The following is a 17,287-nucleotide window of genomic DNA, read 5'->3' on the forward strand; positions in this document are numbered from 1 at the left end:
TGTCCCGTACGGTCTGTGTTCCTGCACTGTCCGTGTCCCGGTACGGTCCGCGTCCCCAGGCGGTCCGCGTCGTCACCCCAGGCGGTCCGCGTCCCCAGGCGTCCCCGCTCGAAGACGGCCCGCTCGCCGAGAGGCCGCGTTCGTGAGTGTTCCGGGATTCTCGTGCGGTTCGCGTTCACGGCCGGCCGGCGTTGCGTCCCACGGTTCGTGTTCGCGGTGGATGGTGACGGTCGCAGCAAGTGCCGGCGGGTCTTCGTGCGGCCAGCGGTGCCGTATGCGGACCCTCCGCTTCCGGGTGATGCTGGGAACCGGCCGCGTCCGAGGAGAGGCGGGCGCCCTGTGGAGGGAGGACCACGGATGCACGCGGTGCGCGGAATCGACCACGTCGGGGTGACGGTTCCCGACATCGAGGCGGCGACGGAGTTCTTCTCCCACGCTCTGGGCGCCGAGACGCTGTACGACACCTTGCCCAGAGAGGCCGGTCCCAGGAGCGGTGCGGAGACCGAACGACGGCTGGGCGTGCCGCCCGGTACGGAACAGCTCGCCGTGCGCATGCTGCGGCTCCCGCACGGACCGGGGCTGGAGCTGTTCGAGTTCCGGGGGACCGGGCGACGGGACGCCGCCCGACCCCACGACGTCGGCTGGCAGCACCTGGCCTGCTACACGGAGGACCTGCCGGCGGCCTGCGCTGCGGTGCGGGAGGCCGGCGGCACGGTGCTGGGCGAGCCGCAGCCGCTGCCAGGGCCCGAGGCCGGGCCCCGTAACCGGTTCGTCTACTGCCGCACCCCCTGGGGCAGCACCCTGGAACTGCTCGCCTACCCCGACCCCCAGCCTTACGAGGGGGCCACGTCGCTGCGCCGCTGGCGGCCGTAGGCCGCCTCCTCCCGGGCACGCAGTCGCTCCCGCTGCGGTACCACGGTGTACTTCGGGTCGGCCATCGCGGCACGCCCCGCATGGAAAACGCCCAGGCGGGTGCACACGGAACCGGCGACCAGGGCGGCACCGCTGACCGCGGCCAGCAGCCGGCTGCGGCCACCGGCGACTGCGGCGGTCAGCGCTCCGCCGACGGTGAGTGCCTCGGCGGAACGCATGAGCCGTCCGGCCGTTCCGGTGCGGTAGGTCTCGGCGACCATGCCGAGCCGGGATTCCATCCGGTGCCGGGCGGCGGTCTCCAGCGCGGTGCCGAACAGTGCGGCGTACCGCGCCGGGCTGTTCTCCCGCAGCGGTCCGGTCATCAGCGCGGTACCGGCGGCGGCAGCCGTGGCCGAGCCCGCGAAGACGAACGGGAGCTCGCGGTAGCCGTCGTGCCAGGCCGGTACGGCGGTGTCGGCGGCCAGGACGGCGGTGTAGGTCGCCACGGCTGGCCCCAGCAGCGCGGCACCGCAGGTGGCGGCGTCGCCGGTCCGGGGCAGCAGGCCCGTGACGTCGGAGGCGGCGGCGATCCCGCTGAGCGGGCCGTAGGCGGCCAGCAGCCAGGAGCCGACGCTCATCGGCGAGGTGGGCTTGAGGACGCGCAGCATGTTGCCGAACCGGGCGGGCCGGCCCAGGTCGTGGATGAGGGCGGCGGCCGAGCCGGCGATGGAGACGGTGGCGGAGATCTTCATGGCGCGGGCTGTCACCGGCCGTCCCGTCAGCCGGGCGCCGGCGGCCAGCACCGACCCGGCGCCGGCGAGCCCGCCGAGGAAGAAGTAGCCGCCGATGTTGAGGGGTTTCCAGCCGGGGGTGTTGAGGATGGGCTTGCCGTAGTAGGAGGTGAACTCCGGTTCCGGGACGACGGTCTGTTCGCCGCGCCGCTTGCGCCGCCTGCGTCCACCGTCCCGGCGTGCGTGGCGCCCGCCATCTCTCTGCTCGTCGCGCGGCGGCCCGCCGTGTGCGCCGCGCTGCGGCCCGCCGTGTTCGTCCTTCGGCGGCCCGCCGCGCTCCTCGTTCCGGGGCCCGCCGCGCTCCTCGTACGGCGGCCCGCCGCGCTCCCCGTCCCGCGGGCGGTCGTTGTCGTCGTGTGGGGGTTCGGTCATCGGGGGAGGCTCCTTCCCGGGCGGTGGTGGCCGGGGGTGCGGCCGGCGGCGAACGCGGCGGCGATGCCGCCGAGCAGGGTCAGCGCGGCGGCGCCCGCGTGTTTCCACATGGCGGGCAGGTCGCGGGTGGTCACCACCGGGTCGGGCGGCAGGCCGTAGACCTCCGGCTCGTCCAGCAGCAGGAAGAAGGCACCGTCGCCGCCGACGCCGTCGTCGGGGTCGTGGCCGTACAGGCGGGCGTCGGGGACGCCGGCGCGGTGCAGTTCCTCGACGCGGGCGGCGGCCCGTTCGCGCAGTTCGTCGAGGGGGCCGAACTGGATGGACTCGGTGGGGCACGCCTTCGCGCAGGCGGGGGTCTGTCCCGCGCCGAGCCGGTCGTAGCACAGCGTGCACTTGAAGGCGCGTCCGTCGTCGGGGCGCTGTTCGATGACGCCGTAGGGGCAGGCGGGTACGCAGTAGCCGCAGCCGTTGCAGATGTCCTCCTGCACCACGACCGTGCCGAACTCGGTGCGGAAGAGGGAGCCCGTCGGGCACACGTCGAGGCAGGCGGCGTGGGTGCAGTGCTTGCACACGTCGGAGGACATCAGCCAGCGCAGCTCGGAGGAGCCGGAGCCCTGGGCGGCCAGCGCGAAGACGTCGGGGCCGTCGTCGGCGTCGGTGCTGTGCGGGACCTTGGGCACCACGGGTTTGCTCTGTTCGATGAAGGCGACGTGCCGCCAGGTGGAGGCGCCGAGTCCCTGGCTGTTGTCGTAGCTCATCCCGGTCAGTTCCATGCCGTCTTCCGGGATGGCGTTCCATTCCTTGCACGCCACTTCGCACGCCTTGCAGCCGATGCACACGGAGGTGTCGGTGAAGAAGCCGACGCGTTCCTCGGTGGCCGTCACCTCGCGGGTGCCGGTGGCGCCGGCGGGGGAGGGCCGGGCGTCCGGCCGGGTTTCCGTGGTCATCCCCGTACCTCCGTTCCGGTGTGTGCGGTCACGCCGGCCCGCTCCCGGTACTCCTCCAGCAGGGCCAGCAGGGCGGGGCCCCGGGGGCGGCGGCCCGGCCGGATGTCGGCGGTGAGCGCTTTGACCTCCTGGATGTGCACGTTGGGGTCCAGGGCCATCGAGGTGAGTTCGTTGGCCGAGTCCCCGCGGGCGTAGCCGTTGCGGCCCCAGTGGTAGGGGAGCCCGATCTGGTGGATGTCCCGGCCGCCCACCCGCAGGGGCCGCATCCGTTCCGTCACCAGTACGCGGGCCTCCACGGCGCCGCGGGCGGTGACGACGGTGGCCCAGCCGGTGTGTTCGAGGCCGCGTTCGGCGGCCAGCTGCGGTGAGACCTCGCAGAAGAACTCCGGCTGGAGCTCGGACAGGTACGGCGACCAGCGGCTCATCCCGCCCGCGGTGAAGTGTTCGGTGAGCCGGTAGGTGGTGACCACGTACGGGTAGACGCCGGCGCCGCGCTCCCGGCCGCTGGGGTGGTAGGCGTTGGCCGGGTGCGGATGGGTCTCGCGTACGGGACTGCGCTGCTGGCCGGGGTGGAGCGGGTTGTGGACGGGGGAGTCCTGCGGCTCGTAGTGGGTGGGCAGGGGGCCGTCCATCAGTCCGGCCGGGGCGTACAGCCAGCCCTTGCCGTCGCCCTGCATGATGAACGGATCGATGCCGGAGAGGGCGTCGGGGCCGGTGGCGTCCGGTGCGGGCCGGTAGGAGGGCGGCCGGTCCGCGATGAAGTCGGGGACGTCGTAGCCCTCCCAGCGGCCCTGGCCGGCGTCCCACCACACCAGGGCCTTGCGGGGGCTCCAGGGCGCGCCGTCGGGGTCGGCGGAGGCGCGGTTGTAGAGGATGCGCCGGTTGGACGGCCAGGACCAGGCCCATTCGGCGGCGATCCAGTCCTGCTGGGTGTGGGGTTTCTTGCGGGCCGCCTGGTTGACGCCGTCCTTGTAGACGCCGCAGTAGATCCAGCAGCCGCAGGAGGTGGAGCCGTCGTCGCGCAGTTCCTGGTAGCGGCTGAGCGGGCTGCCGTCGGCGTGGCGGCCGTTGATCTCGGCGAGGACGGCGTCGGCGACGGGCTCCTGGAGCGGGCCGTCGACCGGGTAGTCCCACGTCAGGTCGAGTACGGGACGGTCGACGGGGTCGGTGGATCCGCTCAGCTTCTCCCGGATGCGCCGGCCGAGGTGGTACATGAACCACAGGTCGCTGCGGGCGTCGCCGTCGGGTTCCTTGGCCGGGTAGTGCCACTGGAGCATGCGGTTGGTGTTGGTGAAGGAGCCGGCTTTCTCGGTGTGCGAGGCGGCGGGGAAGAAGAACACCTCGGTGCCGTTCTCCTCGGTGCGCAGTTCGCCGGTCTCCGTCTCGGGGCCGTCCTTCCACCAGGTGGCGGATTCGATGAGGGAGAAGTCGCGGACCACCAGCCATTCGAGGTTGGCCATGCCCACCCGCTGCATCTTGGCGTTGGCCGAGCCGACGGCGGGGTTCTCGCCCAGCAGGAAGTAGCCCTTGCAGGTGCCGTCGAGCTGGGCGAGCACCGTGTCGTAGGTGCTGTGCGAGCCGGTCAGCCGGGGCAGCCGGTCGAAGCAGTAGTCGTTCTCGGCGGTGGCCGCCTCGCCCCAGTACGCCTTGAGCAGGCTGACGAGGTAGGCGCGCATGTTGCCCCAGTAGCCCTTGTCGGTGCGCATGGCCTCGACGAAGGCGTCCAGCCCTTCGTCCTTGTGGGCGTGCGGCATGGGGATGTAGCCGGGCAGCAGGTTGAAGAGGGTGGGGATGTCGCTGGAGCCCTGGATGCTGGCGTGTCCGCGGAGCGCCTGGATGCCGCCGCCGGGCCGGCCGATGTTGCCCAGCAGCAGCTGGAGCATGCACGCGGCGCGGATGTACTGGGCGCCGACGGTGTGCTGCGTCCAGCCGACGGCGTAGGCGAAGGCGGTGGTGCGCTCGCGCCCGGAGTTCTCCACCAGCGTCCGGCACACCCCCAGGAACGTTTCGCGGGGGATGCCGCAGGTCTCCTCGACCATCTCCGGGGTATAGCGCGCGTAGTGCCGTTTGAGCAGCTGGAAGACGCAGCGCGGGTGTTGCAGGGTGCGGTCGTGCCGGCGGTGGCCGGAGACGGGGGCGCCGCCGGAGCCGTGCGATTCGGAGCCGCCCGCGCTGGCGACGGAACGGCCCTGCCGGCTGCGTTCCTGGAAGAGGGCGTCCCGCTGTCCGGAGGCGGCCTGCACCGTGTCGCCCTCGTACTGCCAGCTGGCGATGTCGTAGTGGCCGGTTTCCTCGTTGAGGCCGGAGAAGACGCCGGCCAGGTCCTCGGTGTCGCGGAACTCGTCGCCGACGATGGTGGAGGCGTTGGTGTAGTCGACGACGTAGTCGTGGAAGTACGCGTCGTTGCTGAGGACGTGGTTGATGATGCCGCCGAGGAAGGCGATGTCGGTGCCGGCCCGGATCGGCACGTGCAGATCGGCGAGGGCACTCGTCCGGGTGAAGCGCGGGTCGACGTGGATGACGGTGGCGCCCCGCGCCTTGGCCTCCATCACCCACTGGAAGCCGACCGGGTGTGCCTCGGCGAAGTTGGAGCCCTCGATGACGATGCAGTCGGCGTGCTGGAGGTCCTGGAGGAAGGTGGTGGCGCCGCCCCGCCCGAAGGAGGTGCCGAGCCCGGCGACGGTGGAGCTGTGGCAGACGCGGGCCTGGTTCTCGATCTGCACCACGCCCAGCGCCGTGAACAGCTTCTTGATGAGGTAGTTCTCCTCGTTGTCGAGGGCGGCGCCGCCCAGTGCGGCCAGCCCCAGGGTGCGGTTGACGCGGACGCCGTCCCGCTCCGCCTCCCAGGTCTGGCGACGGGTGCGGATGACCCGGTCGGCCACCATGTCCATGGCGGTGTCCAGGTCGAGCCGTTCCCATTCGGTGCCGTAGGGGCGGCGGTAGAGCACTTCGTGGCGGCGTGCCTCACCGGTGGTCAGCTGAAGGGTGGCCGCCCCTTTGGGGCAGAGCCTGCCCCTGCTGACGGGCGAGTCGGGGTCACCCTCGATCTGTACGACCTTCTCGTCCTTGACGTACACCTGCTGGCCGCAGCCGACAGCGCAGTACGGGCACACCGATTTGACGACCCGGTCGGCCGTGCTGGTGCGGGGGCGCAGTGTGCGTGTGTGCGCGGACGAGGCGGCGGCGCCTCTGCCGGTGGGATCGTCCCCCTGGGTGAGCTGCCGGTAGACGGGCCAGTCCTTGATCCATGTGCGTACGCCCATCCCGTGTCCTTTCGGCCCCGCCTCGCTCCCACCGGGGACCGCGGCTGTGAGGGTTCCGTTTTTCGTCCCGCTCGCTTCGTCGGCTCTGTCCGTGCTGCCGTTCCCGCCGTTCAGGCGGCCTTCTTGGAGGCGCCCAGCGCCTCGGCCAGTTGTTCTCGCGTCATCCGGGAGCGGCCCTTGACGCCGCGGTCGGTGGCGCGCCGGTACAGCTCGTCCTTGCTCAGCTCCTCCAGGGGCGGGCCGCCGCGGCCGGCGGAGGTCTTCTTCGGCGCGCTCTTGCGGCGGCCCTCCCGCGGGCGTTCCCGGCTGCCGGCGCGCGAGCCGCCCCGCGAGCCGCCCCCCGCGCCGCTGCGGCCGGCACCCCGCGAGCCGCTTCGGGCACCGCTCCGCCCGGTGCCGCCCCGCCGCGCTGTGCCGCCCCCTCGGCCGCCGCCGCGTGCGCGGGCCCGCTCGATGCTGCGGTTGAGGGCTTCGCTCAGATCCACGACGTTGGTGGCCTCCGGCGGGCCCTCCTCGGGGGTGATCCGCTCGCCCTTGGCCTTCGCCTCGATCAGGGCCCGTACCCGCTCCTCGTAGGTGTCGTGGTAGTCCTGCGGGCGGAAGGTGGTGCTCATGCTCTCGACGAGCTGCTGCGCCGTCCTCAGCTCCCGGCTGCCCGTCCGTTCGTGTTCCGGCAGCTCGGGCAGTTCCTCGCGGGGGTCGCGGATCTCGTCCGCCCAGTGCAGGGTGTGCAGCGCCAGCACGTCCTCGCCGGCGCGGAGCGCGACCAGGTACTCCTTGCTGTGCATCACGAAGGTGGCGATACCGGTCCTGCCGGTGGTGGCGAGCGCCGCGCGCAGCAGCTCGTAGGGCTTGTGGTACTGCTCGCCGCCGGGGGAGAGGTAGTAGGCGCGTACGTAGTGGACGGGATCGACCTCGTCCGCCGCCACGAAACCGCTGACGTCGATCACCTGCGACTTGCCGGGCGCGATGTCCTGGAGCTCCTCCGGCTCGACGGTGACGTACTCGCCGTCGGAGATCTCGTAGCCCTTGACGATGTCGTCGTAGCCGACGTCCTTGCCGGTGCGTTCGTTGACCCTCTTGTTGCGCACCCGGTCGTCGGTGCCGCGCTGCAACTGGTGGAAGTGGGTCGTGTGGTCCTCGGTGGCGGAGTACATCCGCACCGGGACCGTGACCAGCCCGAAGGTGATCACTCCGCTCCAGACCGGGCGTGCCATCGCTGCTCCTGCCCCTTCGTGATCCGGGTTCGCCGACCCGGGCCGCTGTGCGCCCCTCCGCCCGTGGGACGAGCGCGCTCTCACTCTCACCCCTGGCGCACGCCGTCGCATCCGGGGCCGTGCGTCCGTGTGCCCCGGGTTTCACGCCCCCGGCGCCTCACACCCCTCAGTTCGCACGCGCCGCTCCGCCTTGCCGCCCCCTGCGCCCCGCGTGCTTCGCACCGGTGGGGCCGAGCGGGAGTCACCGGGCCGTGGGAAGGGAAAGCCGATTACTGAGAGCACACCGTTCCCACACGCTTCGCGTCCGCCTGGCGGCGTCCGGTCCGCAGCAAGCGGCGCCCGGCTCGGAGAAAGGAGAAGGCGTTCCGGTATGACGACTCATGAGCTCTCCGACGTCCCCGGCCTGCCCGCCGCCCCGTCCCTGCTCTCGTACGCACACGAGCGGACCGAGCCACTGCTGCGCGAGGCCGTCGGCGGCCTCCAGCCCGAACTCCGCCGCGTCTGCGGCTACCACTTCGGATGGACGCAGCCGAACGGCAGCCCCACCTACGGTGTCACCCCCGAACCGCTGCTCCGCGCGGCGCTCGCCCTGTACGCGGCGGGCGCCGGCGAGAGCGGCCGGGACGGCGGCGGCCCGGAGAACTCCACGGCCGCGGCACTGCCGGGGGCCGCGGCCGTGGAACTGGTGCACAACTGGGCGACCCTGCACGACGACGTGATGGACGGTGAGGCGCTGCGCCGGGGCCGGTCCGCCGTGTGGGCGGTCTACGGCACCGGCTGGGCCGTTCTCGCGGGCGACGCGTTACTGGGGGCGGCCAGCCGCTGCCTGCTGCCCGCGGAGCCGGCCGGGGAGAACGGTGCGCCCGCGGCCGTGAACGGGAGGGCGCACCCCGGTGCGCCCTCCCGGCCGCTCGCCGAACCGTTCGGCACCGTTTCCGCCGAGCCCGCCGGCCCCCGGCCGGACCACGCCGCGATGCTGCGTCTGCTCACCCGTACCACCTCCCGGCTCGTCGGCGGCCGTTCCGCGGAGCTCGCCCTGCGCCGCAGAGCGCCGGAAGGCATCAGCATGGAGGAGTACGCCGCGGTCGCGGCGGCCCGCAGCAGTTCCCTGCTGGAGTGCGCGCTGGCCGGCGGGGCACTGCTGGGCGGAGCGGACGAACGGGTCGTGGAGACCCTGACCCGGGCCGGTCACCACCTGGGCATAGCTGCCCAGGCGGCCCGCGACATCGAGGATCTGTGGTCGGGTACGGCACTGAGCGGGCGGCCCGTGATGAGCGGACTGCGGGAGGGCGGCCCCAGTCTGCCGCTGATCGCCGCCCTGCGCGCGGGCAACCCGGCCGCCCGCACCCTCGCCGAGTCCCTGGGCGGCGGGCCCGCCTGTCCGCCGCCTCCGGACGAGCTGGCGGCGTTGATCGAGAACGCGGGGGGCCGGGCCGCCGCGCGCGAGATCTCCGCCTGGCAGCTGACGGAGGCCCTCACCCAGTTGGACAAGGCCGCCCTGCCGCCGGCCTCGCACGCCGCGCTCCGGGCACTGTTCCGCCACGCGGTCTCCGGCGGCGGTTGAGCTGCGGTCTGTCGCGGGGGTGCCCGGCCCCGGACGCCCTCGCTCCTCGCGGCCCCGGTTCCGCCCCCGTACCCGCTCCGGGCGGGTGGGGCGCGCTGCTGGGTGTCGAGAGTGACGGTTGGTGGGGAGGTGGTGCGGGCGGGGTGTCGAAAGCCTGATCGGGTGCATTGTGTGGGCCGGATGGCCGCGGGGAGCCGTGTCGCCGTAGGTGCTGGGGGACGGTTCGTCATCCAGTGCGTTTATCGCACTTATATGACTGGCTCGTCCCGCAGGAGCACGCATGCGCACAACCGTTCCCCCAGACGACAGCCGCCCGGAGCGCCATCCCGGGCGCGACACCGGGCCCCGCCCCTCGCGACCCCGCACCCGCATCCGCCTGCGCCTCCCCACAGCTGACCGCACGGGCTCCCGGGCCGGCGGTGACCGCCCCGGCCGCGCCGTGCGCCGTGCCGCCGCCGCGCTCGGTCTCGCCGCGCTGCTGGGCGGCGTCGCCGGGTGCGGGACGGTGACGGACGGTCCCCGTTCCGCCGCCGACCAGGACGTCGCCCGCGGCAGCGGTGAGAAGGCCGCGCACAAGCGGGTGCAGCCGGCCGGGCGCGGCTTCTCCCTCGTCGCGACCGGCGACCTGCTCGTGCACGACTCGATCATCCGGCAGGCGCGCGCGGACGCGGACGGCTCCGGATACGAGTTCGGCCGCATGATCGAGGCGGCGAAGCCGATGGTGCGCGGCGCCGACCTGGCGATCTGCCACATGGAGACCGTGTACGGCCCCAAGGACGGGCCGTTCTCCGGGTACCCGCTGTTCAAGACGCCGCCGCAACTGGCGCGTTCGGTCAAGGAGACCGGGTACGACTCGTGCTCCACGGGGTCCAACCACACGCTCGACGACAGTACGGACGGTGTCCGCCGTACTCTCGACGCCATGGACGAGGCGGGCCTCGCCCATGTCGGGTCCGCACGGTCGGCCCGGGAGCGCAAGCAGCCCGCCGTGCTGCGGGCGGGCGGTGCCAAGGTCGCCCAGCTCGCCTACACCTACGGCACCAACGGCATCTCCCTCCCCGAGGACAAACCCTGGCTCGTCAACCTCATCGAGCCGGAGCGCATCATCCGTGACGCCCGCGCCGCCCGGCGTGCGGGCGCCGACGTGGTGGTGGTCAGCATGCACTGGGGCACCGAATGGCAGCAGGAACCGGACGAACTCCAGCGTTCCGCCGCCCGCAAACTGACCGCGTCCCGTTCGCACGGCCGCAAGGACATCGATCTGATCCTGGGCACCCACGCGCACGTGCCGCAGGCGTACGAGAAGGTCAACGGCACCTGGGTCGTCTACGGCATGGGCGACCAGATCGCCGGCAAGATGAACGACCCCCGCGGCTCCATGGGCACCGCCGCCCGCTTCCACTTCTCCCCGCCCAAGGACGGCGGCAACGGGGAATGGACCGTCGACAAGGCGGGCTTCACCCCGTTCATGATGCAGACCTCGCCCCGGCACACCCTCGTCAATCTCGCCTCGAAGAGCAGCCGCGGTGCGGGCGACCCGGAGCAGGACCACGCGTACGCGCACATCCGCGAGACCGTCTTCAGCAGGGGCGCGCAGAAGGACGGCCTGCGCATGATGCCCTGACCTGCCCGGGGCGCTCCCCGGTGGGCACCGGCCCGGTGGTGCAGGACGCGTCACACCCCGCACCACGCCTGCCACCTCTGGTGCCCCGACGCCGTGCGGGGGCGCGCACCGCCGCGGGGACACATCGGGCCGGGCGGGAGCCCCGGGAAGCCCGCACGGTGTTCTTCCCCCGCTCGGTACCGGCGACGTGCGACGTGCGCCGACAACGACCCGTGAGCCCCGACTGCCGCCCGGCGCAAGGGTGCTGTCACCACCATCGGACGGTAGCGGGCTGGTTGGCCGGTCTCGTGCTGGCACCATGGCGGGCGGTGCGCGCCCGCCGGGAGCATGGCCGCATGACGAGATCTTCCGCGCAATCGCCACGCGCAGCCACGTCCTTCTCCCGCCGGCCCGATGAGCGGCCTCGATCCCGGGACCGGCCCGGACCCGCCCTCGGCCGGCGGGCGTTCACCCGCGGCGGGGCCGGGCTGGGCGCGGCCACGCTGCTGGCCGGTACGGGACTGGCGGGCGGGCCCGCCGGGACAGCCCACGCCGCCGGCGCCGAAGCGGCGGGTGCCGCGACGGCCGGCACCGGAAGGACCGCCCCGGCCCCGCACTGGGCGCAGGGGGTGCGCCGGGAGCTGTCCCGGCTGGTGGCGGAGCAGGGGCTGCCCGGCGCGCAGGCGGTCATCACCGACGCGCGGGGCCGGGTGACCGAGGTGACGGCCGGGGCGGGTGATCTGGCGACGGGGCGCCCGTTCCCGCACCGGGCGCGGTTACGGGTCGCCAGCAACACCAAGATGTTCGTCGCCACGGTCGTGCTGCAACTCGCCGCCGCCGGGCGGATCGAGCTGGAGGCCCCCGTCGCCCGGTATCTGCCCGGGGTGCTGCCGGAGACCGACGGCAGCCGCCGGGTGCGCGTCCGCCATCTGCTCCAGCACACCAGCGGGTTGCCGGAGCTGCCGGAGAGCCTGAGCGAGCACACGCCCGGGTACCACCGGCCCGAACAGGTGGCGGAGATCTCCCTGCGGCAGCCGCCGCGCTTCGCGCCCGGTGCCCGCTGGGAGTACTGCAACCTGGGCTACATCCTGCTCGGCATGGTCGTCGAGCGGGTCACCGGCCGCTCCTGCGAGCAGGAGGTGCGCCGCCGGGTGACCGCCCGGCTCGGTCTGGAGCACACCTACTGGCCGCGCTGGCCGGAACAGCGGCTGCGAGGCCCGCATCCGAGCGCCTACCGGCGGACGGCCGACGGCGGGCACCGGCCGGTCACCTTCGTCAACACCTCGGTCATCGGCGCGGCCGGTGCGCTGGTGTCCACGGGAGCGGATCTGACGGTGTTCCTGCGCGGTCTGCTGTCCGGGCGGCTGCTGCCGTCCGGCCCGCTGGCCCGGATGAAGGACGGCGTCCCGTGCGACATCGCGCGCGGTGCCGTCTACGGGCTCGGTCTGGCCCGCTATCCGCTGAGCGGCGTCGTGGGGGCGACGGGCTACTGGGGGCACGGCGGCACCGTGGAGGGCACCAGGACGCGCGGGGGGATGACCGACGACGGCAGGGCCGTGCTGGTCGCCGTCAACGAGGTGTCGCCCCGCCAGGACGGCTCGCAGGCCGTGGTCGACACGGTCGAACGGATATTCAGGCGGCTGCCGCACGGCAGGCCGGCCGGGGAGGGGGAGCGGTGAGGAACGGCAGCGGGAGCACCACGTCGGCCGGGCGGCGCCTGGCGGTGGCAGCACTGGCGGTCGCAGCAGTGTTCGCGGGCACCCAGGTGCCCGCACAGGCGGACGGACCGGGGCAGGCGGACGGGCCCGTGCGGGGCCGGGCGGACGCGGACCGGGACGCGGCACAAAAGGCCGGGCCGGTCGCCGGTGTGCGCGGGGACCTGAGCCGTTTCGTCCACCAGCGCCCCCGGTGGCAAAAGTGCGGCCACGAGGGGCTGGACGCAGCCGGTGCGCGGTGCGCGACCATCCGGGTGCCGCTCGACTACCGCAAGCCCCAGGGGCGCACCCTCACCATCGGGTTCTCCCGGATCAAGGCGAAGGACACCGAGCACCGCATCGGTCTGCTGATGCACAACTCCGGCGGGCCCGGCGGTGTCACCCTCGACATGCCGTTGCTGGACGAGCCGGCCATGGGCGAGAAGCTGGCGGCCCGCTTCGACCTGATCGGCATGGACCCGCGCGGGGTGGGCCGCAGCAGTGCGGTGCGCTGCGGAACGAAGGGCCACTGGCTGCGTTCGGCCGGGTACGACGCGGCGGGCTTCCGCGCCCAGGCCGGGTACGAGAAGGAACTGGTGCGCAGCTGCCAGAAGACGTACGGCGAGAAGGTGCCGTACCTGCGGCACTTCACCACCCGCAACACCGCGCGGGACATGGACCTGCTCCGCGCCGTCCTCGGCGAGCGCCGCACCTCCTACTTCGGCGTCTCCTACGGCACGTATCTGGGCGCCGTCTACGCCAAGATGTTCCCCCGGCGGGTGGACCGGCTGCTGCTGGACAGCGCCCTGGACCCGGCCCGCACGTACGTGAACGCCTTCCGGGACGCGACCGCCGCGAACGAGGAGTTCCTGGACGCGTGGGCGGCGTGGGCGGCCGAGCGGGACGCGACGTACGGCCTGGGGGACACACCGCGCAAGGTGCGTGCGACGGTCGAGGGGATCTCCCGGCAGGCCGCGCGTGAGCCGTTCGCGGTGGGCGAGTACACGGTGGACGGCCAGCAGGTGGCGCCCGTGCTGGCGATGATCATGTACGACGACCGGGAGTTCGCACGGGTGGCCGAGACGGTCAAGGTGCTGCACGAGGCGTCGCTGGGACGTCCGGTGCGGCCCACGGAGTTCCTGGCCGCGGCGCTGGGCCCGCCCGACGACGAGACGGAGGTGCAGAACTCCCTCCAGATGGCGTTGATGTGCGCCGACCGCGCGGTCCCGCGCGAGCTGTCCTGGTACCGCGGCAACGTGGAGCGCAGCCGCGCGAAGGCCCCGTTCTACGGCCCGCTGTTCAACGGGGTGCACCCGTGCGCCTTCTGGCCCGCGAAGCCGCTGGAGCCGCCGGTCACCGGGGGGAACGACGTGCCGGGGCTGATCGTGCAGTCCACCGGTGACACGCGCACCTCGTACGCCAACGGGCAGGAGCTGCACCGCAAGATGCCCCGGTCGCGCCTCGTCACCCTCAAGGCACGGGTGCACGGCGTCTACGGGCTGTATCCCAACCGCTGCGTCTACACGCAGGTCAACGCCTACCTGAGCACGGGCAAGCTGCCGGGCGGTGACGTGACCTGCGCGAAGGACGGCCAAGAGCGGAAGAGCGAGAGCGGCGGGAAGGCAGGGGCCGGCGCGCTGAGGCACTGAGCCGCCGAGGCGCCGCAGGCAGGGGCGACGGGTGGGGCGCGCCGGGCTCAGACGGGCTGGAGAGCGTCGTGCCCGTCGCCCCGGCCGTCGTTCCGGTCGTCGCCCTGCTCGCCGTCCGTCCGGTGGCCGTCGCCCGCCGGGGCGGGGGGCGTGGCCGGCACGGAGGCGGCCACGTCCTCCTCGGGGACGGAGATGACCCAGTGGGTCTCCTGGCGGGGCCGCAGGTAGCAGGCCCAGTAGACGGCGGCGACGAGGACGATCCCGCCGGTGATCAGCAGGCTCTCGGCGCTCTGCTGCCACAGCACCCACAGCAGGGCGGCGATCAGCAGTGCGGGCAGCACCGGCCACAGCGGCATCCGCCAGGCGGCCCGGTGCTTGAAGTTCTCGCGGCGCGCCGCCAGGGCACCCAGCGCGACGAAGACGTACATCCCGGCGACGGCGACCCCGGTCACCTCGTTGAGGACGTCGAGGTTGACGAAGCACAGAACGGCGCCCGGTACGCCGACGACCAGGGTGGCGACCCAGGGGGAGCCGAAGCGCGCGCCGAGCCGGGAGAAGGCGCGGTTGACGGGGGTGGGCCAGGCGGCGTCGCGGGCGGAGGCGAAGACGACGCGGGAGTTCTGGATGACCATGACGATCGCGGCGTTGACGATGGCCAGCGCGATGCAGAGGCTGATGAACGTCCCCACGGTCGAGTTGCTCCACTGCTGCACCATGCCGGCGATGTCGCCGCCGGCCAGGGAGTGCAGGTCCGGGGCGCCCAGGGTGATCGCCACGACGGGGACGAAGACGATGGTGAAGCCGATGCCCAGGGTCCACAGCACGGTCCGGGAGACGGTGCGGCGGGGGTTCTCCATCTCCTCGGCCAGGTACACGGCGGTGGTGAAGCCCTGGAGGATGAAGAGCGCGGTGGCGAGCCCGGTGACGATCAGACCGGCCGTGACCGGGTCGGTGTGGCCCTGGCCGCCGTCCATGACGGGGTGGAGGAGCACGGAGGCCGGGCGCTGGGTGTGGGTGAAGCCGAGGAAGGCGACGATGCCGGCGCCCACCACCTCCAGCGCGAGGAAGATGCCGGTGATCCAGGCGTTGGCGCGCAGGTCCAGCAGACCCATGGCGGTGGACAGCAGCATGACCGCGGCGGCGGCGAACCGGGGGTCGAGATCGACGACGGGCGCGAGGTAGTCCGCGGTGCCCAGGGCGATGATCGGCGGCACGATCATCACGACGATGAGGGACAGGACGAAGACGAGCCAGCCGGCGAGCCTGCCCATCAGGGTGCCGACCATGGCGTATTCACCGCCGGAACTCGGGACGAGGGTGCCGAGTTCGGAGTAGGTGAAGGCGACGGCGACGCACAGCAGGGCGGCGACGGCGAGGGTGAGGGCCGTGCCGGTGCCGAGGGCGCCGAAGGAGTCCGGCACGATCACGAAGAGTGAGGAGGCCGGGGTCAGACAGGAGAGGGTGAGGAGGGTGCCGCCCACGACGCCGATGGAGCGTGTGAGCCGGGGCCTGCTGGTGTCTTCGAACGTCTCGGTCATGCGGTTCCGTTCGTCCTGCGTGTGCTGGCGGGGAGGGGTATCGCCTCCGGGGGACACCGCGGTGCGGTGAGGAATGAGCGGGGGCGGAGCTTCGCTCCGGTCAGCGCATACAAGCTGTTGAAGCGCGGAGCAGTCAAGACCTCTCTTCCACGAAATCCGTGGCTGTCGGCGGGCTTTCCGCAGGTTCCCGACGGTCAACATGCCGTTACGGTAAGGAAAACGCCGCATGAGGAAATCGCAGCCGCGGATCGGAGGTTTTCGCGGCCCGCACGCCGCGCTCAGACCACCAGACTCAGTACGTGGATGAGACCCAAGGCGATCAGGGAGGCGGCGGAGACGGTCACGGTGACCGTTTTGAGGGCACCTCTGGGGGTCTGGCCCAGCAGGCTCTGGAGCAGCCAGAAGGTGTTGCTGGTGGCGTGGATGGCGAACAGCGAGCCGGCGCCCGCCGCCAGGGCCACCAGCACCGGCTGCACGTCCAGTTCGGGCGCCACCGGAGCCAGCACACCGGCGGCGGTGATGGCCGCGGTGATCACCGAGCCGATGGCGATGTGCAGTACGGCGGCCAGCGCCCACACGAGTGCCAGCGGGGCCCAGGGGTCCTGGCCGACGCTGTCCTCGATGATGCCGCCCAGGCCCACGGCGCCCACGACCGCGGCGAGCGACCCGCCGACGCCGCGCAGCACGAGAACCTGGCCGCTCGCACGGTAGCTCTCGCCGAAGACCTCGCCGACCGCGCCCTCGGGCAGGCGGCGCCGCGCGATCAGGCAGGCGCAGATCAGTCCGGTGAGGAGCCCCGCGACCGGGTGGCCGAGGAAGGTCACGAGAGGGGAGCGCCATTCGGCGGCCTGGGCGACGGCGCCCGTCGCCATCATCAGCAGGGCGATCAGCAGAGGCGAGAGGGACAGCGCGAGGGGCGGCGGGTTCGCCGGCTGCCACATGGCCGCGCCGCCCACCCGGGCGAGGGCGCCCTTGACGGGCGTGCCGGGTCTGTTCCCGGCCGTGTGCCTGCGCACGGCGCCGGACCGGTCGGCCGCCGCCGGCCTCTCGTCCCGCTCCGGGTCCCAGAAACCGTGCCGGGCCAGGGCGCTGAAGAGCAGCAGGGTGAGCACGATCGTCACGGCGGCCAGCGGGAACCCGTACAGCAGCATGATGCCGAGCGGGACGTGGAGCAGACCGGCCAGTGCCAGGGTGCCGATGCCGGGGACGGACAGCGCGACGCCCACTTCCAGGCCGAGGGCCATCGCCGCCGCCATCCGGGCCACGCCGTACCGTCCGATCCGCGGCCCGAGTGTGCGGGCCAGCGGGGCGGTCACCATCAGCAGGACGTCGGTGAAGATGAACTGGAGGACGGTGCCCATCAGGACGGCGAACGAGTACGGCAGCAGCTTGGGGCCGAGTCTGCGCAGCAGCAGGGCCATGAGTTTGTCGATGGCGCCGAGTGCGGACAGCAGGGTGCCGAGCAGGACGCCGAGCACGATGAGCAGCCCGACCTTGGCCATCAGATCGCCGAAGCCCCGGTTGACGACCTCCAGGGTGTGGGCGGGATCGAGGCCGCAGGCGATGCCGAGGTAGACGGCGCCCAGCACGAGGGCGAGCGCCGGATTCACGCCGAACTTGAGGATCAGCACGACGACCGCCGCGATGGCGACGGCCGTGTGCACGAGGGGGGCCGCGTTTCCCATCCGCTGTTCTCCTGGTGAGCCTTCCGGAAGTGCGTCCGAATCCCTTCGGGAACCGATTCGTTGGAAGCCGGGGCTCGTCAACGCGGCACGTCGTGAGCGGAATCCGTGTCTC

Annotated in this window: 11 protein-coding genes; 5 read left to right on the top strand and 6 right to left on the bottom strand. The window is 72.8% G+C overall.

Annotated elements, in window-relative coordinates:
* The first annotated feature begins 357 nt into the window (after positions 1-357).
* Positions 358-873, top strand: a complete 516-nt coding sequence (locus tag IO40_RS0121685; RefSeq protein ID WP_016470805.1) for a VOC family protein — start codon at positions 358-360, stop codon at positions 871-873.
* Here the strand turns inward: IO40_RS0121685 and nrfD are convergent.
* The 4 genes from nrfD to ku all read right to left on the bottom strand — a co-directional run bounded on the left by nrfD (position 834) and on the right by ku (position 7,442).
* Positions 834-2,015, bottom strand: a complete 1,182-nt coding sequence (gene nrfD / locus IO40_RS0121690; protein ID WP_031175959.1) for an NrfD/PsrC family molybdoenzyme membrane anchor subunit — start codon at positions 2,013-2,015, stop codon at positions 834-836. The genes IO40_RS0121685 and nrfD overlap by 40 nt on opposite strands.
* Positions 2,012-2,962, bottom strand: a complete 951-nt coding sequence (locus IO40_RS0121695; RefSeq protein WP_031175960.1) for a 4Fe-4S dicluster domain-containing protein — start codon at positions 2,960-2,962, stop codon at positions 2,012-2,014. Before IO40_RS0121695 ends, nrfD begins: the two co-directional genes overlap by 4 nt.
* On the bottom strand, positions 2,959-6,225 hold the full coding sequence (fdh, locus tag IO40_RS0121700) for a formate dehydrogenase (protein WP_016470808.1): 3,267 nt from the start codon (positions 6,223-6,225) through the stop codon (positions 2,959-2,961). The genes IO40_RS0121695 and fdh overlap by 4 nt, the downstream gene beginning before the upstream one ends.
* A gap of 110 nt (positions 6,226-6,335) precedes the next feature.
* Positions 6,336-7,442 (bottom strand): non-homologous end joining protein Ku, encoded by a 1,107-nt coding sequence (gene ku / locus IO40_RS0121705; protein ID WP_016470809.1) that lies wholly within the window; start codon positions 7,440-7,442, stop codon positions 6,336-6,338.
* A gap of 370 nt (positions 7,443-7,812) precedes the next feature.
* On the opposite strand from ku, the gene IO40_RS0121710 reads away from it, so the two are divergent.
* From IO40_RS0121710 to IO40_RS0121725, 4 genes are all read left to right on the top strand, one after another.
* Entirely contained in the window at positions 7,813-9,006 is a 1,194-nt protein-coding gene (locus IO40_RS0121710; RefSeq protein WP_016470810.1) for a polyprenyl synthetase family protein, read from the top strand.
* Between the two features lie 280 nt (positions 9,007-9,286).
* Positions 9,287-10,630 carry a CapA family protein gene (locus IO40_RS0121715; protein WP_033229345.1) on the top strand — a complete coding sequence of 448 codons (1,344 nt, stop codon included), beginning with the start codon at positions 9,287-9,289 and terminating at the stop codon, positions 10,628-10,630.
* Positions 10,631-10,965: 335 nt separating this feature from the next.
* Entirely contained in the window at positions 10,966-12,288 is a 1,323-nt protein-coding gene (locus IO40_RS0121720) for a serine hydrolase domain-containing protein (protein ID WP_016470812.1), read from the top strand.
* Positions 12,285-13,952: an alpha/beta hydrolase gene (locus IO40_RS0121725; RefSeq protein WP_016470813.1), complete on the top strand. Its 1,668-nt coding sequence runs from the start codon at positions 12,285-12,287 to the stop codon at positions 13,950-13,952. Before IO40_RS0121720 ends, IO40_RS0121725 begins: the two co-directional genes overlap by 4 nt.
* Positions 13,953-13,999: 47 nt before the next feature.
* Here the strand turns inward: IO40_RS0121725 and IO40_RS0121730 are convergent, their stop codons facing one another.
* The gene (locus IO40_RS0121730; RefSeq protein ID WP_030405979.1) at positions 14,000-15,490 is read right to left on the bottom strand and encodes an APC family permease; all 1,491 of its coding nucleotides are present in this window, start codon (positions 15,488-15,490) and stop codon (positions 14,000-14,002) included.
* Between the two features lie 278 nt (positions 15,491-15,768).
* Complete coding sequence (locus IO40_RS0121735) at positions 15,769-17,175, bottom strand: GntP family permease (protein ID WP_030405980.1); 1,407 nt, start codon at positions 17,173-17,175, stop codon at positions 15,769-15,771.
* Between the last annotated feature and the right edge of the window lie 112 nt (positions 17,176-17,287).

This window comes from Streptomyces albus subsp. albus (genome assembly GCF_000725885.1).
Classification (GTDB): domain Bacteria; phylum Actinomycetota; class Actinomycetes; order Streptomycetales; family Streptomycetaceae; genus Streptomyces; species Streptomyces albus.